This window comes from Paenibacillus pinistramenti, from assembly GCF_005869875.1.
GTDB classification, from domain to species: Bacteria; Bacillota; Bacilli; order Paenibacillales; family Paenibacillaceae; genus Fontibacillus; species Fontibacillus pinistramenti.
This window is the reverse complement of sequence record NZ_VAWG01000010.1, coordinates 1-16,684: the sequence shown is the minus strand read 5'-3', so window position 1 is coordinate 16,684 and position 16,684 is coordinate 1. Positions and strand designations below refer to the sequence as shown.

General features: G+C 53.7%; 16 protein-coding genes, 9 tRNA genes and 1 rRNA gene. All 26 read right to left on the bottom strand.

Translation table 11 applies throughout. From position 1 onward, the window contains the following. Positions 1-24 precede the first annotated feature (24 nt). Positions 25-855 carry a histidinol-phosphatase HisJ gene (gene hisJ, locus FCN15_RS12605; protein ID WP_138495350.1) on the bottom strand — a complete coding sequence of 277 codons (831 nt, stop codon included), beginning with the start codon at positions 853-855 and terminating at the stop codon, positions 25-27. Between the two features lie 36 nt (positions 856-891). Then, on the bottom strand, positions 892-1,641 hold the full coding sequence (gene hisIE / locus FCN15_RS12600; RefSeq protein ID WP_138495349.1) for a bifunctional phosphoribosyl-AMP cyclohydrolase/phosphoribosyl-ATP diphosphatase HisIE: 750 nt from the start codon (positions 1,639-1,641) through the stop codon (positions 892-894). Next, positions 1,638-2,396, bottom strand: a complete 759-nt coding sequence (gene hisF, locus FCN15_RS12595; RefSeq protein ID WP_138495348.1) for an imidazole glycerol phosphate synthase subunit HisF — start codon at positions 2,394-2,396, stop codon at positions 1,638-1,640. The genes hisIE and hisF overlap by 4 nt, the downstream gene beginning before the upstream one ends. Positions 2,397-2,526: 130 nt before the next feature. Next, on the bottom strand, positions 2,527-3,264 hold the full coding sequence (gene hisA / locus FCN15_RS12590) for a 1-(5-phosphoribosyl)-5-[(5-phosphoribosylamino)methylideneamino]imidazole-4-carboxamide isomerase (protein ID WP_138495347.1): 738 nt from the start codon (positions 3,262-3,264) through the stop codon (positions 2,527-2,529). A 130-nt stretch (positions 3,265-3,394) separates the two neighbouring features. Continuing rightward, a complete protein-coding gene (gene hisH / locus FCN15_RS12585; protein ID WP_138495346.1) occupies positions 3,395-4,012 on the bottom strand; it encodes an imidazole glycerol phosphate synthase subunit HisH in 618 nt (205 codons plus the stop codon). A gap of 2 nt (positions 4,013-4,014) precedes the next feature. Next, positions 4,015-4,620, bottom strand: a complete 606-nt coding sequence (gene hisB, locus FCN15_RS12580; protein ID WP_138495437.1) for an imidazoleglycerol-phosphate dehydratase HisB — start codon at positions 4,618-4,620, stop codon at positions 4,015-4,017. Between the two features lie 2 nt (positions 4,621-4,622). Next, complete coding sequence (gene hisD, locus FCN15_RS12575; RefSeq protein ID WP_138495345.1) at positions 4,623-5,930, bottom strand: histidinol dehydrogenase; 1,308 nt, start codon at positions 5,928-5,930, stop codon at positions 4,623-4,625. Between the two features lie 58 nt (positions 5,931-5,988). Continuing rightward, positions 5,989-6,627, bottom strand: a complete 639-nt coding sequence (hisG, locus tag FCN15_RS12570; RefSeq protein ID WP_138495344.1) for an ATP phosphoribosyltransferase — start codon at positions 6,625-6,627, stop codon at positions 5,989-5,991. A gap of 50 nt (positions 6,628-6,677) precedes the next feature. Then, the gene (locus FCN15_RS12565; RefSeq protein WP_138495343.1) at positions 6,678-7,919 is read right to left on the bottom strand and encodes an ATP phosphoribosyltransferase regulatory subunit; all 1,242 of its coding nucleotides are present in this window, start codon (positions 7,917-7,919) and stop codon (positions 6,678-6,680) included. Positions 7,920-8,221: 302 nt separating this feature from the next. After that, positions 8,222-9,436: an acyltransferase gene (locus tag FCN15_RS12560; RefSeq protein WP_238996677.1), complete on the bottom strand. Its 1,215-nt coding sequence runs from the start codon at positions 9,434-9,436 to the stop codon at positions 8,222-8,224. Positions 9,437-9,633: 197 nt separating this feature from the next. Further along, entirely contained in the window at positions 9,634-10,122 is a 489-nt protein-coding gene (locus tag FCN15_RS12555; protein ID WP_138495341.1) for an acyltransferase, read from the bottom strand. An 8-nt stretch (positions 10,123-10,130) separates the two neighbouring features. Further along, complete coding sequence (gene ppaX / locus FCN15_RS12550) at positions 10,131-10,778, bottom strand: pyrophosphatase PpaX (protein ID WP_138495340.1); 648 nt, start codon at positions 10,776-10,778, stop codon at positions 10,131-10,133. 14 nt (positions 10,779-10,792) lie between these two features. Continuing rightward, the gene (gene lgt, locus FCN15_RS12545; RefSeq protein WP_138495339.1) at positions 10,793-11,836 is read right to left on the bottom strand and encodes a prolipoprotein diacylglyceryl transferase; all 1,044 of its coding nucleotides are present in this window, start codon (positions 11,834-11,836) and stop codon (positions 10,793-10,795) included. Between the two features lie 12 nt (positions 11,837-11,848). Continuing rightward, on the bottom strand, positions 11,849-12,790 hold the full coding sequence (gene hprK / locus FCN15_RS12540; protein ID WP_138495338.1) for an HPr(Ser) kinase/phosphatase: 942 nt from the start codon (positions 12,788-12,790) through the stop codon (positions 11,849-11,851). A 215-nt stretch (positions 12,791-13,005) separates the two neighbouring features. Continuing rightward, positions 13,006-14,127: an ABC transporter ATP-binding protein gene (locus tag FCN15_RS12535; protein ID WP_138495337.1), complete on the bottom strand. Its 1,122-nt coding sequence runs from the start codon at positions 14,125-14,127 to the stop codon at positions 13,006-13,008. A gap of 124 nt (positions 14,128-14,251) precedes the next feature. Next, the gene (locus FCN15_RS12530; protein ID WP_138495336.1) at positions 14,252-15,352 is read right to left on the bottom strand and encodes a PucR family transcriptional regulator; all 1,101 of its coding nucleotides are present in this window, start codon (positions 15,350-15,352) and stop codon (positions 14,252-14,254) included. Positions 15,353-15,540: 188 nt separating this feature from the next. Continuing rightward, a tRNA-Lys gene (locus FCN15_RS12525) sits at positions 15,541-15,613 on the bottom strand. Between the two features lie 7 nt (positions 15,614-15,620). Continuing rightward, a tRNA-Tyr gene (locus tag FCN15_RS12520) sits at positions 15,621-15,706 on the bottom strand. Positions 15,707-15,711: 5 nt separating this feature from the next. Beyond that, a tRNA-Thr gene (locus FCN15_RS12515) sits at positions 15,712-15,787 on the bottom strand. 17 nt (positions 15,788-15,804) lie between these two features. Then, a tRNA-Phe gene (locus tag FCN15_RS12510) sits at positions 15,805-15,880 on the bottom strand. Positions 15,881-15,957: 77 nt separating this feature from the next. Continuing rightward, positions 15,958-16,034, bottom strand: a tRNA-Asp gene (locus tag FCN15_RS12505). A gap of 12 nt (positions 16,035-16,046) precedes the next feature. Next, positions 16,047-16,122: transfer RNA gene (locus FCN15_RS12500), tRNA-Thr, on the bottom strand. 5 nt (positions 16,123-16,127) lie between these two features. Then, positions 16,128-16,203 (bottom strand) — tRNA-Val (locus FCN15_RS12495). A gap of 16 nt (positions 16,204-16,219) precedes the next feature. Continuing rightward, positions 16,220-16,296, bottom strand: a tRNA-Met gene (locus FCN15_RS12490). Positions 16,297-16,327: 31 nt separating this feature from the next. Further along, positions 16,328-16,419 (bottom strand) — tRNA-Ser (locus FCN15_RS12485). Between the two features lie 139 nt (positions 16,420-16,558). Next, positions 16,559-16,684, bottom strand: a 23S ribosomal RNA gene (locus FCN15_RS12480); the annotation flags it as partial.

The window sequence follows — 16,684 nt, the reverse complement described above, 5'->3', positions numbered from 1 at the left end:
GATTATACCTTGTGTTATACAAGGTTAGCACTCTATTTTCAAAGGAATCATCCGCCGAACCCTGCCTTCAAACACAGCCAGCTCCCGAAACCCGATTTCATAGAGCAGCGCACGGGCCTGGTCCAGGTGCTCGGACAGCTTCAGTGGATCGTGCGCATCAGAACCAAGCGTAAGCGGAATGCCCAGCCGGTAAGCTTCCTCCAGCATCCGGCGGCTCGGGAACATCTCCTCGCAGGCTTTGGACAAGCCGGAAGCGTTCAGCTCCATCGCCATACCGGCCTGTTTTACCGCGCGGAGTGCTGTATTCTCAAGCTCCTCCACTTCAGCCCGGCGGGATGCGTCAGGCTTGTAGGCAAAACGCTTGATCACATCCAGATGACCGGCAATGTCGTAGAATCCGGTTTCCGCGGCCTTGACCACAGCGTCATAATACTGCTCGTACACGCTGAAAATATCCTTGCCTTCCCAGTTGTGCGTCTGGCGGAAATCGGAAATGTCCCACGTACCGAGAAAGTGCACCGAGCCGATGACATAATCCCACGGGTAAGCCTGCAAAATCGTCCGGATGTCCGCCTCCCAGCCCTCGATATAATCGGCCTCAAGCCCAACCCGGACCTCGATCTGGCCCTTGTATTTCTCCTTCAGCCGGAAGCATTCCTCCACATAAGCGGGAAGCTCATCCATTGGCATCGCCATCTCCGGGTAATAGTCCTCCGGCTTGACGTGAATAAGCGGCATATGATCCGACAGACCGATATGCGAAAGGCCGATCTCAATGCCTCTGCGCACATATTCCTCCAGGGTTCCGACCGCATGCCCGCAGCGCTCATGGTGTGTATGATAATCGATCAGCATTCGAATCCCCCTCTTTGGTCTCTCTTGTGACGCCTCTTAATCCCGGCGCGGCCGTTCATGCCGCAGCGCAAGCTCTCTCAGCACTTCATCCAGCGGCAGTCTGCGCTCTCTCAGCAGCACCAGCAGGTGATAGATCAAGTCGCTGACCTCCATGCGCAGCTCGTCGTTATCCCAGTTCTTGGCGGCGATGATGGATTCTGCTGTTTCCTCGCCGACCTTTTTCAAAATTTTATCGAGGCCCTTCTCAAACAAATAAGTCGTATAAGTGCCTTCCGGGCGTTCAATATCGCGCTGGGCAATCACCCGCTCCAGTTCGTTCAACACGGTAAAACGGGACAAGTCACCCGCCGGCACAGCTTCTGCTGCCGAAGAAGCACCTGCCGCAGCATCCTGCCCGGAACCAGAACCAGAGCCTGCAGCTTCGACGCCGGCTGTGGTTTCTTCGGTTGTCCGGTCAACCGCCACCTGATGGAAGCAGCTCTCCTCTCCCGTATGGCAGGCCGGGCCTTTGCGGTTCACCAGCACAAGCAGCGCATCCCCGTCACAGTCATATTTCAGCTGCACGACCTGCTGCGTGTTGCCTGACGTTGCTCCTTTATGCCACAGTTCCTGTCTGGAGCGGCTCCAGAACCAGGTCTCTCCGGTCTCCAGGGTTTTGCCCAAGGATTCACGGTTCATATAAGCGAGGGTCAGCACTTCAAGCGTGGTAGCATCCTGCACAATGGCAGCGACCAGCCCCTGGCTGTCCCATTTCATCTTCTGTTCAAGCTGCTGCTCCGTACTCATCGTATTTCTACCCCTTTATTTTTCAAGTCCTGCTTCAATTCCGGTATGCCAAGCTCTTTATAGTGAAAAATCGTTGCCGCCAGCGCCGCATCCGCATGCCCCTCGGCAAATACATCGTAAAAATGCTCTCCCCGGCCCGCACCGCCCGAGGCAATCACCGGAATGCTCAGCAGATCCGCAGCCGCCCGGGTCAGCGGAAGGTCAAAGCCGTCCTTCGTCCCGTCCGCGTCCATGCTCGTCAGCAGAATTTCACCGGCCCCGCGCTCCTGGGCTTCCTTCAGCCAATCCAAAGCAAGTATGCCTGTCGCCTTCCGGCCGCCGTGCGTGTACACTTCCCAGGTTCCCCAGTTGTCATTGTACTTCGCGTCAACGGCCACAACAATGCACTGGGCGCCGAACCGGCGCGCGCCGTCCGAGATCAGCTGGGGATTCAGCACGGCTGCCGTGTTGATGCCGATTTTGTCCGCGCCTGCCCGCAGAATCCGTTTCATATCATCCACCTGCGAAATGCCCCCGCCCACCGTGAACGGGATGGAGATTTCCCCCGCAGTCCGTCTGACGACGTCTACCATCGTCGCGCGGCCCTCCGCCGATGCGGAAATATCCAGAAAGACCAGCTCATCCGCCCCTTCGCGGTCATACAGCGCCGCAAGCTCCACCGGGTCCCCGGCATCACGCAGATTGACGAAATTAACGCCTTTCACCACACGGCCGTCTTTCACGTCCAAACAAGGAACGATCCGTTTAGCCAGCATATGCCTGCTCTCCCCCTTCTATCTTTAAGCTTCCCGCCTTTAAGCTTCCCGCACTTTAAGTGCCTTGCCTTAATTGGTTGCCAAAACATCCTTTACGGGTTGGCCATCCTTACTGCTTTGCCATCCCCTATTACTTGGCCGATACGGCCTCAATCGCTTTAGCAAGGTCAAAGCTGCCGGTATACAGCGCTTTGCCGACAATGGCTCCGCCTACACCTTGATCTGCGTAAGCCGCCAGCTTCTCCAAATCATCCTGCGAGGTTACGCCGCCTGAAGCAATAATCGTCTTACCGGTTGCGCGTGCAAGCGCCACAATCGCCTCTGTATTCGGCCCCTGCATCATGCCATCGCGGGAAATATCGGTAAAAATAAACGTCTCCGCGCCCTTAGCCGCGAGCTCCTTAGCCAGCTCTTCAGCCTTGACCTCCGTAGTCTCCAGCCAGCCGCGGGTAGCGACCAGGCCGTTCCGGGCGTCCAATCCAATGGCAACCTTGCTTCCGTATTTGGACAAGACCTCTTCTGTAAAAGCGCGGTCCTCGATCGCAGCCGTCCCCAGAATCACCCGGCTCACGCCAAGCCCGAACAGCAGCTCTACATCTGCAAGCGTGCGGAGCCCGCCGCCGACCTGAACCGGCACCTGCACGCTGCGGGCGATTTCCCCGATAATTTCGTGATTGACCGGATGTCCAGCTTTGGCGCCGTCCAGGTCAACAAGGTGGATAAAAGAGCCGCCCTGCTCCTCCCACGCCTTGGCCGCCTGAACCGGACTGTCATGATAGACGGTCTCCTGACCGTAGTCGCCCTGCACCAGCCGGACGCATTTTCCTCCCCGGATATCAATGGCCGGATATATTGTAAATGAAGACATATCTCCTCGTCCTTTCTGTATGAAAGCTTGGATTGCTGCTGCGGAATAAAAAGCCGGCCTGTCCCGGCGGGTAACCGCGGCTCAGCTGGCCGCGGCTTTGGCGTGCCGCTGCGCAGCCCGCCGGCAGGCCTTAATTTCCTGCCGCCAGGCGCAGGAAATTGTCCAGCAGCTGCATGCCCAGCTGCCCGCTCTTCTCGGGATGAAACTGCATCCCGAACACATTGCCGTGACCGACAATCGCGGTCACGGGCCGCCCGTAATCGGTGACCGCGATCAGGTCACCGGGCCGCTCCGCCAGCGCGTGATAGGAGTGCACGAAGTACACGTGCCCTTCCGCGAGGCCGCGGAGCAGCGGGCTGTCCGGCTGTCTGAACTCCAGCCGGTTCCACCCCATGTGCGGCACCTTCAGCGTGCCGCCCTCAAAGCGCACCACCCGGCCGGGCAGCAGCCCGAGGCCGGCGTGTGTGCCGTGCTCTTCTCCTTCGTCGAAGAGCAGCTGCATGCCGAGGCAAATGCCGAGGAGCGGTTTCCCGCTCTCTGCCGCCTGCCTCGTTACAGCGTCCAGTCCGCTCGACCGCAGATGCTCCATCGCGTCCCCGAAAGCGCCGACGCCGGGCAGCAGCACGCCGTCCGCGCCCAGAATCACCTCAGGGTCGGCAGTCACAACGCCATCCCCGCCCAGACGCTCAATCGCTTTGCTGACGCTGTGCAGATTGCCAAGACCATAATCGACGATTGCAATGGCCATGCTTACAGCACCCCTTTCGTCGAAGGAACCCCCGTTACGCGCGGATCAATGGAAGTGGCCTCATCCAAGGCGCGGCCGAATGCCTTAAACACCGCCTCGATCATGTGGTGCGTATTCTGGCCGTAATGCACGATGACGTGAAGCGTAATGCGCGCTTCAAGCGCCAGCTTCCACAGAAACTCATGCACCAGCTCCGTATCAAACGTGCCTACCCTTGCGGAAGGGTATGCGGCCCGGTATTCAAAATGCGGGCGGTTGCTGATGTCGATCACCACCTGCGCCAGCGCTTCATCCATCGGTACAAATACGCTTGCGTAGCGTTTGATCCCCTTTTTATCGCCAAGCGCTTCACGCAGAGTCTGGCCCAGACAAATCCCGATGTCCTCCACCGTATGATGGTCGTCGATCTCCACGTCGCCCTTGGCTTTAACCGTCAGATCAAAATGTCCATGTTTGGTGAACAGATCCAGCATATGGTTCAGGAACGGCACATCCGTTTCAATAACGGCCTGCCCTGTTCCGTCTACGCCAAGCTGAAGCTGAATATCCGTTTCGTTCGTTCTGCGGCTGACGCCGGCTGTTCTTGCATTCTGGTTCGCTCCGTCCATCGTCATGCTTGCTCTCCCTCTCCTTCGGCTGCTTCTGTTTTCAACCGGATTTCAATCGCCCGGGCGTGTCCTTCCAGCCCTTCCTTGCGGGCCAGCTCCATAATGTCTGCCGCTGCGCTGAACAGCGCTTCCTTGCTATAGTAAATCAAGCTCGACTTCTTGATAAAATCGTCCACGTCCACCGGTGAGGAGAACCGCGCCGTCCCGTTTGTCGGGATAATGTGATTGGGTCCTGCAAAATAGTCGCCGACCGGCTCCGAGCTGTACGGCCCGAGGAAAATCGCCCCCGCATTCTCGATCAGCCCCAAATAATTCATCGGGTTCTCCACCAGCAGCTCGAAATGCTCCGGTGCAAGACGGTTAATCGTGCGGATGCCCTCTTCAATCGAATCCACCAGCAAAATAGCTCCATAGTCGCGGATGGAAGCCCCCGCGATGTCGCGGCGCGGCAGCTCGGCCAGCTGACGCTCCACCTCTGCCGCGCAGCGCTCTGCAAACTCCCGCGACGGCGTGACCAGAATGGCCGATGCCATCTCGTCATGCTCCGCCTGGGACAGCAGATCGGCCGCCACATAAGCCGGGTTCGCGTGTTCATCGGCCAGCACCGCAATTTCGCTCGGTCCTGCAATGCTGTCAATATCGACTGCGCCGTACACCTCGCGTTTGGCAAGGGCCACATAGATATTGCCCGGCCCGCAGATTTTATCGACCGGAGCAATGGTCTCAGTCCCGTAAGCAAGTGCCGCGATAGCTTGAGCCCCGCCAACCCGGTAGATCTCATGAACGCCAGCTTCGGCCGCCGCCACCAGAATATAAGGATCGACGCCTTCCTTGCCGCCCGTTGCCGGAGGCGTCACCATCACGATTTCCGGTACGCCAGCTACCTGCGCGGGAATTACATTCATCAGCACGGATGAAGGATAAGAAGCTTTGCCGCCCGGAACATACACGCCCACCCGCTTCAGCGGACGGATAATCTGCCCCAGCAGACTGCCGTCAGGCTGCAGGTCCATCCAGGACTGCCGCTTCTGTCTCTGGTGAAACGCCCGGATCTTCTCTGCAGCCGCTCTGATCGACTTAACAAAGGAAGGCTCTACCTGGGTGTAGGCCTCCTCCAGCTCAGCTTGGGTCACCCGAAGCTGCCCGGCCTCCAGCCGGGTCCGGTCAAACTGTTCGGTGAAGCGGAGCAGTGCGGCGTCTCCTTCCTGCTTGATCTGCTGCACGATCTCCTTCACCGCTGCATTCTGCTGCGGCGAACCGTATTCGACCTCCCGCTGGAGCTTAAACTCCCTGCTCGATACGATTTTCATGGTTATTCCCCCTCATGCTGGTGAGCTCAGCCGGCTATCCGCGGCCCTCTCGTCTCTTTTACTTGGCGGCAGGCGCTCCAATCACTTGATACAGCGCATCGCAGAGCGTCTGAATTTCTTTATTTTTCATCCGGTAGCTTACCCGATTGGCCACCAGCCGGCTGGTGATGTCAAAGATGCGTGCCTGCTCAACCAGCCCGTTCTCCCGCAGCGTCTGGCCGGTTTCAACCATATCGACGATCCGGTCGGCCAGGCCGATCAGCGGAGCCAGCTCAATAGAGCCGTTCAGCTTAATGACTTCAACCTGCTGACCCTGCTCACGAAAATATTGCGAAGCGACATTCGGATACTTAGTCGCCACCCGCTGCTGAATGCCCGGCTGCCAGCCCGGCAGTCCGATAACGGACATGCGGCAGCGCGCAATGCCGAGGTCCAGCAGTTCATAAACATCCCGGCCTTCCTCCAGCAGGACATCCTTTCCGACGATGCCGATATCTACCGCACCATATTCCACGTAAGTCGGCACATCCACCGGCTTGGCGAGAATAAACTCCATGTTCGCCTCAGGAATCGGAATAACCAGCTTCCGGCCCTCTTCGCCCTCCGGCGGAACCGGCAGTCCGGCTGCCCGCAGCAGCTCTGCCGCCTTATTGTAGATCCGTCCTTTTGGCATCGCTACTCTTAATCGTTCTGACACGGTCATTTCCTCCATTCAACTCATGCTGTATCTATTCTGTTCAACTCTTTTCAGCCTTGTAAGCTCCCGCTTGAAACAAAAGAGTAGATTTCTCCATATTTCACTCCGTCGCTTCGGCCGGACGTATTTCCTTGCAGCAAGTCCTCATTGACTGCCTGAAGGTCCCCATCCCATTGAACGGATTCATCCACAAGCCGGGTTATCACCGTATGGCCCGCGGCCCGGAGGCGAAGCGCCTCAGCCAGCCCTTCCTTCCGGCGTGCAGAATCATATTGGACAAGCACCGGCAGGGCCGTCTGCTCTTTCTCCGCTCCGCCCGCAATGTCCAGAATCCGGTTCGTCTTCAGCGAAAAACCTGTTGCCGGCACCGGCCGTCCAAACGCCTTCAAGAGATTGTCATACCGGCCTCCGCTGCATACCGGGAAGCCCAAATCAGCTGCATAGCCTTCAAAGGTCATGCCTGTGTAGTAAGTGAAGTCGCCAATCATCGTCAGGTCAATCAGCACATGCTCGGAGACGCCGTAGTCCTCAAGCACCTCCCACACCTTGCAGAGATGATGAAGCGAGCTTTGCGCCAGCTCGTGCCTGCTGAGCTCCATTCCCTGGGAGCAGATTTCTTTGCCGCCGCGCAGACGCAGCAGACCTGTCATGCCTTCCATCTGCTCCAGCGGCAGCGCCATTTTCTGCAGTGCATCGCGGAAGCCGACATGATCTCTGCCCAGCAGGTAGCCCTTGAGCTCTTCCTGTTCCTCCCGCCGATCGGGAAGCGCCTCCTGAAGGAGCCCGTTGAGGAAGCCCACATGCCCCATCGCAATTTTGAAGGACTTAACACCGGCAGCCTGGAGAGAAGCGATGGCAAGCGCCACCACCTCTGCATCCGCCTCAGGCGAAGCCTCGCCAACCAGCTCTACACCCGTTTGAAAGAACTCGGCATCGCGCCCCGCCTCCTCTGAAATAGCACGGAACACATTGGCGTGATAGGACAAGCGGAGCGGCAGCGGCTCATCCTTCAGCAGGGAAGAAACTACCCGCGCAACAGGCGCCGTCATCTCGGAGCGCAGCACAAGCGCCTGCCCCCGGTTATTCAGCAGCTTATACAGCTTTTGATCGGAGGTGGAGCTGGCTACTCCAACCGTATCGTAGTATTCAAGCGTAGGCGTCATGATCTGCTGGTAGCCCCATCTGCCCATGCAGTCCAGCACCTGCCGTTCGATTCTCCGCAGCCTTGAAACGGCCAAGGGCAAATAATCGCGTACACCCGCCGGCTTCTCAAAATTTTTCGGCTTGCTCATGGTCCGGTCACCTCATCGTCGATTGCAGTATCGTAATCGTAGTCCTGTCTATTTTTAGAAAAATACGGACAAAGCTGCCCGCCAGTAGGTTTCATCGTAAAAAAGCTGTCTCCTTTATCTTTACCATGGTAAAGTGGTAGCAAAGTAAAGGATACTGTATATCCTAACATGTCAGGTATTAACAGTCAATTCCTCGGCTTGTTTTTGTTCACTCCACATGGACAAACGCTTGGCACCGACAATTCGGTACGGAAGCTTGTTCATCTTACAGCAGACTCCTTCTCTTCTCCTGTCAGGCCTGCTTAAACCGCCGCTGATTTCCCGCCTTGCCCGCCAGCCCGGAGCTTGCCCTTCTCCTGTCCGCCCGAAGGTTTACTTCCAAGCAGAAAGGACGCCCCAGGCACCCATCGGAACACAAAAGCCGCTGCGCCCCAGGCCAGAAACAGACTGACCGGGACACCTGCCCAAATCCAGAGCAAATAAGGGACAGATTCCGGATTGAAATGGGATTCGAGCCTTCTGTACATCAGCAGAAACACCGGATGCAGCAAATAAATGGCAAAGGACAGCGCTCCAATCCTGGAGAGGAAGGAGACTGCAGCCCTGGACGAGCTGCGGTAAACCCAAAATGCCGCCTGCAGCAGCACAAAAGCTGATAAGAACGTATGTACATTCCAAAGCAGCTCATACCACAGGCTGTTTACCCATTTTCCATAGGCACGCCCGTTATGGTACAGCTGTACATGAACCAGGGCTGCTGCCAGCCAGCTGGTCCATAGCGCTAGAGTAATGGCCTTCCCGCCCCGGCTCTGCTGCCGAAAGGAACGGGTCAGCCACCCTTTTACATCCTCAAAATAATAGGCCAGAAACGCCCCCAGCAAATAATACGACATATAGGTCGGTGCGTAGCTCGCTTTGTTCATCAGCTGAAGATCATATTTATTCCACAAGGCAAATCCCCACTGAATCAGAAAGCCGGCGGGCAGAGACCAGCGGATCAGGCGCGGAAATCTCTGAAACAGCAGCAGGAACAAAGGAAACAGCACATAGAACTGCAAATTGATAAAGACAAAATACAAATGCGTATAAGCCGTTCCCGTGGCTAAATCCTCCGCAAACCAGACGAGATGAGCGCTTAAGCTGTTGCCTGTATTAAAGAAGCTCTGCTCACCGCTGAACAGATGGGCGACGTCGTAATAACAAACTGAGGCGGCCGCATATGGAACAAGGATATAGAGGAGCCTCTTCTTGTAAAAGCGGGCAACCAGCTCCCGGCCTGCCGGCCTGCCTAAATAATTGTAGAACAGCACGAAGCTGCTCAAAAATATAAAACACGGCGTACCAAACTTGAAGAAGATATTCACCAGGTTGAAGAAGTAGTAAAAAGGGGAATCGGCGGCTTGTCCGCCGGCCGCATAAGAAGTAGCGTGCACGTGCAGCACGCCGAGGATGGCGAAAGCCCGAAAGAGGTCCAGCTCGGGCAGCCTTTCTTTGTTGGCCAGTTTGTTCAAGGGCATCTTCTCCAATCTTTTTATAGAATAAGATCTGATAGAGGAGGCAGCAGCTGCAGGTGATGTCACTATTTTACAATAAATAGAACAGGAGCACCAAAGGGTCATGCCCTGCTGTGCTCCTGCTTGTCTTTCTCCAGTTATTTAACTGTCAGCCATTCCGTCCAATCAGCCCGAATCAGTCAGGCCAGCCCAATCAGCCTCTACCTCTGCCCTTCCCGGATCACCCGCAGCGGGTTCCCGCCGACAAATGCCCCGGGCGCAACGTCCGTATGCACCACAGATCCGGCAGCGACTACCGCCCCGTCCCCAATCGTCACCCCGGCAAGAATGGTCGAGTTGGCCCCGATCATCACCTCTTTACCGATCCTGACCTCGCCAAGCCGGTACTCCTTGATCAGGTACTCATGAGCCAATAGGGTCGTGTTGTAGCCGATGATGCTGTTGTCGCCGACTGTAATCTTCTCCGGGAAAAATACATCCACCATCACCATCAGCCCAAACGCCGTATGGCGCCCAATCTTCATCCCCAGCACATGCCGGTAGATCCAGTTCTTAACCGGAAGGAACGGGCAGTACCGGGCAAGCTGAATAAAGATGAAGTTCCGGATGCCTTTCCACGGACTGACCGTCCGGTAAATCTGCCAAAGCGAATTGGGCCCTTCTACCGGATACCGCTCCAGCTTCCTCACTAGGCCTCCTACTCCATTCCAAGAAGTTGATAAAGATCGCGCATGTCTTCCAAAATATAATGCGGACCGTATTCCCCAAGCTTCTCCTTGCCTTTCAGCGACCAGGCCACGCCAACAGCCTTCACCCCTGCAGCCAGCGAGGACTGGATATCTGCCGGACTGTCTCCCACCATCAGCGTCGTCTCCGGATTGGCGCCGAGCCGTTCAACCGCCGTCAGGACAGGCTGAGGGTGCGGCTTCGGATGCTCAACGTCTTCCAGGGTAACGATGGTGGACATGTATTTTTTTAAACCGAACATATCCAGCACCCGGTCCGTCGAAGCTTTAATCTTCGTTGTCACCACACCAAGCGTGAAGCCCTCCTGATGCAGCCTGCCCAGCACTTCATCCACATGGGGAAATTCCCGGATCAGCGCATCATGATGAATCGCCTGATAAGCCCGGTAATCCTTTACCATAAGCTCGACATCCATAGCCCCTGTAAAAGCCTGAAGCTGCTGCTCCAGTGTCTGGCCCATAAACGGGATGATTCTCTCCCTTGCATATCCCGGCTGGCCCTGCTTCTCCATCACATGCTGAAAGCAGCTGATAATCAGTTCATTCGTATTGACAATCGTTCCATCCAAATCAAACAGTATCGTCTCTATTCTCTCCATATCCTGCTCCTGTCCTAGACCTCTTTCTTGTCCATCTCTGTTGTCTGGCCTTCCTGCCCGGCTCCTGCCGCAGCCGAAGAAATCGAAGCGTTATCGCTGCGCGGCGCAGAAGCCTCCTGTACAAAAGCATCCTGCTTGCTTTGCTTGGCTGACACAATCGGATCCGAGTAACGGGCCGTCTTCGGTCTCAGATTACGTCTCCACACAATGATCGCTGCCGCCACTACTACGAACAACAGAGCAAGCAGCTGCGAAATCCGCACATTTCCGTACAGCGGATCGAGTGCCCCGTGCTCAAATCCGAACCACTCCATCGGTTTCCACAAGCCGTTTACGAACGATGCAAGCGCATCAGAGCCCTGGAACGCCAGACTGTCTGTCCGAAGCCCCTCGATAAAGAACCGTCCAACCGAATACCAGATAAAATAACTTAAGAACAATTCCCCTGCACGCAGGAATTTCTGTCTGCGCAGCACCAGCAGCAGAATCAGGCCAACCAAATTCCACAGTGATTCATACAAGAACGTCGGATGATGATATACATCGTTCACATTCATTTGATTCACAATAAAGGAAGGAAGATGCAGATGATCTCTTAAAAAGGTTTCCGTCGTCGGCCCGCCATAGGCCTCCTGGTTCATAAAGTTGCCCCAGCGGCCGATCAGCTGGCCGACAATCAGGGACGGGGCGCATATGTCTACAATTCTCCAGAAATTGTAGCCCTTGTACCGGACGTAGAAGAACGCACATATAATGGCGCCTATTAAAGCGCCGTATATCGCGATTCCGCCATTCCAGATCTTGAAGACGTCCCACAGATTATTTTTGTAGTCATCCCACATAAACGCGACAAAATAAATGCGCGCCGCAATGAGCGCCGACGGCACTCCGAGCAGCAGCAAATCCATAAAGAAGTCCTGCGGAATACCAAAGCGTTTTCCTTCTTGTATAGCCATCAGGAGCCCGATGAGAGCTCCCGCGCCTATAATCAGTCCATACCAGTGGACCTGCAAAGATCCGATCGAAAAAGCAATCGGGTTTAGCAGCAAAGTTTTCACTTCATCACACTCCTAATCCAGTTCGTCGATATCTTCAGCGATCGTCTCTGTGAGCTTGGCTGTAAACTGAAGCGCCGCATTATAGCCCATCCGCTTCAGACGGAAGTTCATCGCCGCCACCTCAATAATAACGGCCAAGTTCCGGCCCGGACGAACCGGAATCGTAACAAGCGGTACATCTGTATCAATAATTCGCGTGGTTTCCTCATCGAGCCCCAAACGGTCATATTGCTTCTCCTGCTGCCAGGCCTCAAGGCGAACGACAAGCGTAATCCGCTTATTGTTGCGGATAGCCCCTGCCCCGAACAGAGTCATTACGTTGATAATGCCAACCCCGCGGATTTCAAGCAGGTGACGGATAAGCTCAGGCGCCGTACCATGAAGCTGATTATCCGAGGTTTGACGGATTTCAACCGCGTCATCGGCGATCAAGCGGTGCCCGCGTTTGACAAGCTCAAGCGCCGTTTCACTTTTACCAATACCGCTGCTGCCCGTAATCAGCATCCCCACACCGTATACATCCACCAATACCCCGTGGATCGTCGCAGTCGGAGCCAGCTTTCTTTCAAGGAAGCCGGTAATCCGGCTGGACAAAATCGTAGTCGCAAGGGTGCTGCGCAGCACGGGAAGCTCACTTTTAGCGCTCGCCTCAATCAGCTCCTCCGGCACGTCCAATCCCCGGGTTACGATAATACAAGGTGTCTCTTCGCTTTGGCATAAGCGCTCAATCCGTTCTTTCCGCTCTGCGGCAGGAAGCATTCCGAAAAAGGCCAGCTCTGTTTTCCCCAGAATTTGCACCCGCTCAAGCGGATGATATTCGAAATAACCCGCCATCTCCAAACCAGGGCGGTACAAGTCGTCCACGCTAATCGTCCGCTTCAGCCCCTGCTCACCTGATATAACCTCAAGCCCAAACTGGTTAACTAGTTCCGATACTTTAACCTTTTTAGCCATAACTGCTCTCCTTTATCCCCAATAACTCGGGCTTACTTCAACACATTCCTTCTCCCATCCTAATGGAAAACGAAGCCTAAATCAATTACATGCTTAACGCTTTCATTATTACCAGGCGACAGGCCACATCTTCTTCTAATCTCATTATAAAGAAAAAACCGCCCCTTCGGGCGGTTTCTGCTGGATATCCAAGTCAAGAAAGCTTTCGCTTCTTATTAGCTGAAGAAAATGTTCAGTTCGGAGTCTTTATCAAAGAGATGAACTTTGTTCATATCAATTGCCAATTTCACGTTGTCGCCTTCGCGAGTAGTGGAACGGCCGTCTACACGGGCGATTACAGAGTCATTGCCTACGCCGCTCAAGTACAACAGCGCTTCGTGGCCAAGGTTTTCAGTTACATCTACATGACCTGTAAAGATCGTATTCGGAGAAGCTTCCATGAACACTGGCTCTTCATGAATATCTTCAGGACGAACACCGAGAATGACTTCTTTACCGATGTATCCGCCTTGTTTCAGCACGCTTGCTTTACCTTGCGGTACTTCCAGCTTCAGGCCTGGTGCTGTAAACACAGTTGCTCCGCCTTGATCGGACAAAGTACCGTTAACAAAGTTCATTGTAGGAGAGCCGATGAAACCTGCAACGAAGATATTCGTTGGCTGGTTGTAAAGCTCTTCTGGAGAAGCCGCTTGCTGAATAATACCGTCTTTCATAACTACGATCCGATCGCCCATGGTCATGGCTTCGATCTGGTCATGCGTTACGTAGATACAAGTTGTTTCCAAACGTTTAACCAGTTTAGTGATCTCAGCACGCATTTGACCGCGCAGTTTAGCATCCAAGTTGGACAATGGTTCGTCCATCAGGAACACTTGCGGGTTACGAACGATCGCACGGCCCAAGGCTACACGTTGACGCTGACCACCGGACAGGGCTTTAGGTTTGCGTTCCAGCAAATGCTCGATATCAAGAATTTTCGCTGCTTCGCGAACGCGTTGGTCGATTTCTTCCTTCTTCGTTTTGCGCAGCTTCAAGCCAAATGCCATGTTTTGATATACGTTCATGTGAGGGTACAAGGCGTAAGATTGGAATACCATCGCGATGTCGCGGTCTTTAGGAGCAACGTCGTTCACGACACGGTCGCCAATATACAGCTTGCCTTCGCTGATTTCTTCCAAACCGGCGATCATCCGCAGAGTTGTAGATTTACCGCAGCCGGAAGGGCCTACCAGTACCAGAAACTCTTTATCGGCAATATCAAGGTTGACGTCTTTAACCGTTGCTTTGTCGGAACCTGCATATTTCTTGTAAATGTGCTCTAAACGTACACCAGCCATCGTAATTCCCCCTAAATATTAATTTTCAAGTTATAATAAAAATGATTTTGAAATCGTATACATTTCACATGTTTATATTAACCCATTAAGCATCTGTCTGCCATACACAAACTGCACAAAAAACCTATTTTCTTTTCGTGACTTTATACAATAATAACGTCAGCTTCACTAGAACCGCATCCTTAAAGCTTCTTACGTCCAATCCGGTCTCCTGTTTAATCTTGTCCATCCGGTACAAAAGCGTATTCCGGTGGATATAAAGACGTTTAGCCGTCTCACTGACATTACAGTCCAGCTGAAAAAAAGTCTCCAGAGTCGACAGCGTCTCCGGATCATTAAAAATAGTCATTCCGATCTCTGTACGCGCCACAAACTGCTTCCGCTGCTTATCCGGAATGCTGTAAACCAGCCTCTCCAAATAGAAATTCCAGGGGAGGTGGATATGCTCGGATACCCTGAACATTTTCCCCAGGGTCAAGGTTTCCCGAAGCAGCTGTGTTACCTCCGTCAGAGTCCGCTCGGGAATTAGAGGCTGCGCTACCGAGATATGAAAATTACCAACCCACTCGTTTGCGATCAGCTCGTATACGCCTTGGCCCAGATCGCCGAGCATTGTTCTTTCAGCTTCACTGCTTTCTTCGCTAACCTGTCTCAGATCCTCTAACTGATTCTCTCCCACCAAAATGAGCCATTCATGCTCCTCAACAGGAATCAGCAGCAATTCTGCACCAAAATAACTCTTTAGCAGCTTATTCAGCTTCTGATACTGAATCTGCGGCTTTGTCCGGTTCTCGCTGCTAAGCAGAAAAGGCACGCAGGCTGCAGCCAATCGTTTTTTAATGATAAGGTGTTCAGGGATCACCTCTTCTGGCGTCTCTGCATTTAACTGGCCTCTCAGCCAAGCCCCAAGTTCAAGCAGAGCCGCTTCCTCATTATCTTTATCAGAGGCTGCAGGCCGTACTTGATTGGCTGCCGTTTGCAGCAGCAGCTCGATCAGTTCGCTCTCTGAGTCCTGAAGCCCACCCGTCTCAATCTCCCAAACATTTACATACTCCTCACTGTAAGACCATGGCCAGCAGCGTACTCCATCAACGATAACTGAAGTTCCAATCTGCCGGTTATTATTACCAGCCAGCTCCTGCCATCTGCTCCAGTCAATCGTATTTTCAGTGACGGATACCCCAACAATTCGTTCTATTCTATGCCTCAAATCAATCATGTTCATAATGGAATCTCTCCCAAGCCAAATTAATCATTTAGCCGCTTCATTAAATAAATGTAGCTATAAAAATTATTGTATCACAGGAGCAAGCCAAGTACCTCTTTCCGAAATACACAAAAGTCCACATGAAAAAACAAAAGACAAAAACAAAAGACCGTCAACATAAAGTTAACGGTCTTTTGTACAGCGGATGAGCCATGAAGGACTCGAACCTTCGACACCCTGATTAAAAGTCAGGTGCTCTACCAACTGAGCTAATGGCTCATAAAACTGGTGGAGGATGATGGATTCGAACCACCGAACCCGTAAGGGAGCAGATTTACAGTCTGATGCGTTTGGCCACTTCGCTAATCCTCCATAAGTGGTGCCGTCGAGAGGACTTGAACCCCCAACCTACTGATTACAAGTCAGTTGCTCTACCAGTTGAGCTACAACGGCATATTCAATTGTAAAAATGGTGGCTCGGGACGGAATCGAACCGCCGACACGAGGATTTTCAGTCCTCTGCTCTACCGACTGAGCTACCGAGCCATATTTAGTCAAAAAAATAAAGTGGTGGAGTTTGTATCCTTCCCACTTTGCTGTGGAACTATACATTTCTTAAAAGATGGCGGAACCGACGGGATTCGAACCCGCGGTCTCCTGCGTGACAGGCAGGCATGTTAGGCCTCTACACCACGGTTCCGCAATATTTTAATGGTGCCGGCGAGAGGACTTGAACCCCCAACCTACTGATTACAAGTCAGTTGCTCTACCAGTTGAGCTACACCGGCGTATATGGTGGAGGCTGAGGGGATCGAACCCCCGACCCTCTGCTTGTAAGGCAGATGCTCTCCCAGCTGAGCTAAGCCTCCATATACTTAATTAAATTGGTAGCGGCGGAGGGGATCGAACCCCCGACCTCACGGGTATGAACCGTACGCTCTAGCCAGCTGAGCTACACCGCCATATTAAGAACTTACCTGAATGCTTGTACAATGGCGGAGAGAGAGGGATTCGAACCCTCGCACCACTTACGCAGTCTAACCCCTTAGCAGAGGGTCCCCTTATAGCCACTTGGGTATCTCTCCAAAAGCGCGCATTCAAGGTTGATCCTTGAAAACTGGATACGAAACAATATTTTCGAATTAGCCCCTAATGGGTTTCCCGGGGTCCCCGAAAAGTAATCGGAATTACCTTCGAAGCCACGCGTCACTTTTTGGGGTATCTTTGGATAAGCCCTCGACCGATTAGTACTGGTCAGCTCCATGCATTGCTGCACTTCCACCTCCAGCCTATCTACCTCGTCGTCTTCAAGGGGTCTTACTAATTGGGAAATCTCATCTTGAGGGGGGC

What these genes read in the sequence shown, in the direction of transcription:
- hisJ (WP_138495350.1), bottom strand. Translation starts at nt 855, where the DNA reads ATGCTGATCGATTATCATACACACCATGAGCGCTGCGGGCATGCGGTC.
- hisIE (WP_138495349.1), bottom strand. Translation starts at nt 1,641, where the DNA reads ATGAGTACGGAGCAGCAGCTTGAACAGAAGATGAAATGGGACAGCCAG.
- hisF (WP_138495348.1), bottom strand. Translation starts at nt 2,396, where the DNA reads ATGCTGGCTAAACGGATCGTTCCTTGTTTGGACGTGAAAGACGGCCGT.
- hisA (WP_138495347.1), bottom strand. Translation starts at nt 3,264, where the DNA reads ATGTCTTCATTTACAATATATCCGGCCATTGATATCCGGGGAGGAAAA.
- hisH (WP_138495346.1), bottom strand. Translation starts at nt 4,012, where the DNA reads ATGGCCATTGCAATCGTCGATTATGGTCTTGGCAATCTGCACAGCGTC.
- hisB (WP_138495437.1), bottom strand. Translation starts at nt 4,620, where the DNA reads ATGGACGGAGCGAACCAGAATGCAAGAACAGCCGGCGTCAGCCGCAGA.
- hisD (WP_138495345.1), bottom strand. Translation starts at nt 5,930, where the DNA reads ATGAAAATCGTATCGAGCAGGGAGTTTAAGCTCCAGCGGGAGGTCGAA.
- FCN15_RS12565 (WP_138495343.1), bottom strand. Translation starts at nt 7,919, where the DNA reads ATGAGCAAGCCGAAAAATTTTGAGAAGCCGGCGGGTGTACGCGATTAT.
- FCN15_RS12560 (WP_238996677.1), bottom strand. Translation starts at nt 9,436, where the DNA reads ATGCCCTTGAACAAACTGGCCAACAAAGAAAGGCTGCCCGAGCTGGAC.
- ppaX (WP_138495340.1), bottom strand. Translation starts at nt 10,778, where the DNA reads ATGGAGAGAATAGAGACGATACTGTTTGATTTGGATGGAACGATTGTC.
- hprK (WP_138495338.1), bottom strand. Translation starts at nt 12,790, where the DNA reads ATGGCTAAAAAGGTTAAAGTATCGGAACTAGTTAACCAGTTTGGGCTT.
- FCN15_RS12535 (WP_138495337.1), bottom strand. Translation starts at nt 14,127, where the DNA reads ATGGCTGGTGTACGTTTAGAGCACATTTACAAGAAATATGCAGGTTCC.
- FCN15_RS12530 (WP_138495336.1), bottom strand. Translation starts at nt 15,352, where the DNA reads ATGAACATGATTGATTTGAGGCATAGAATAGAACGAATTGTTGGGGTA.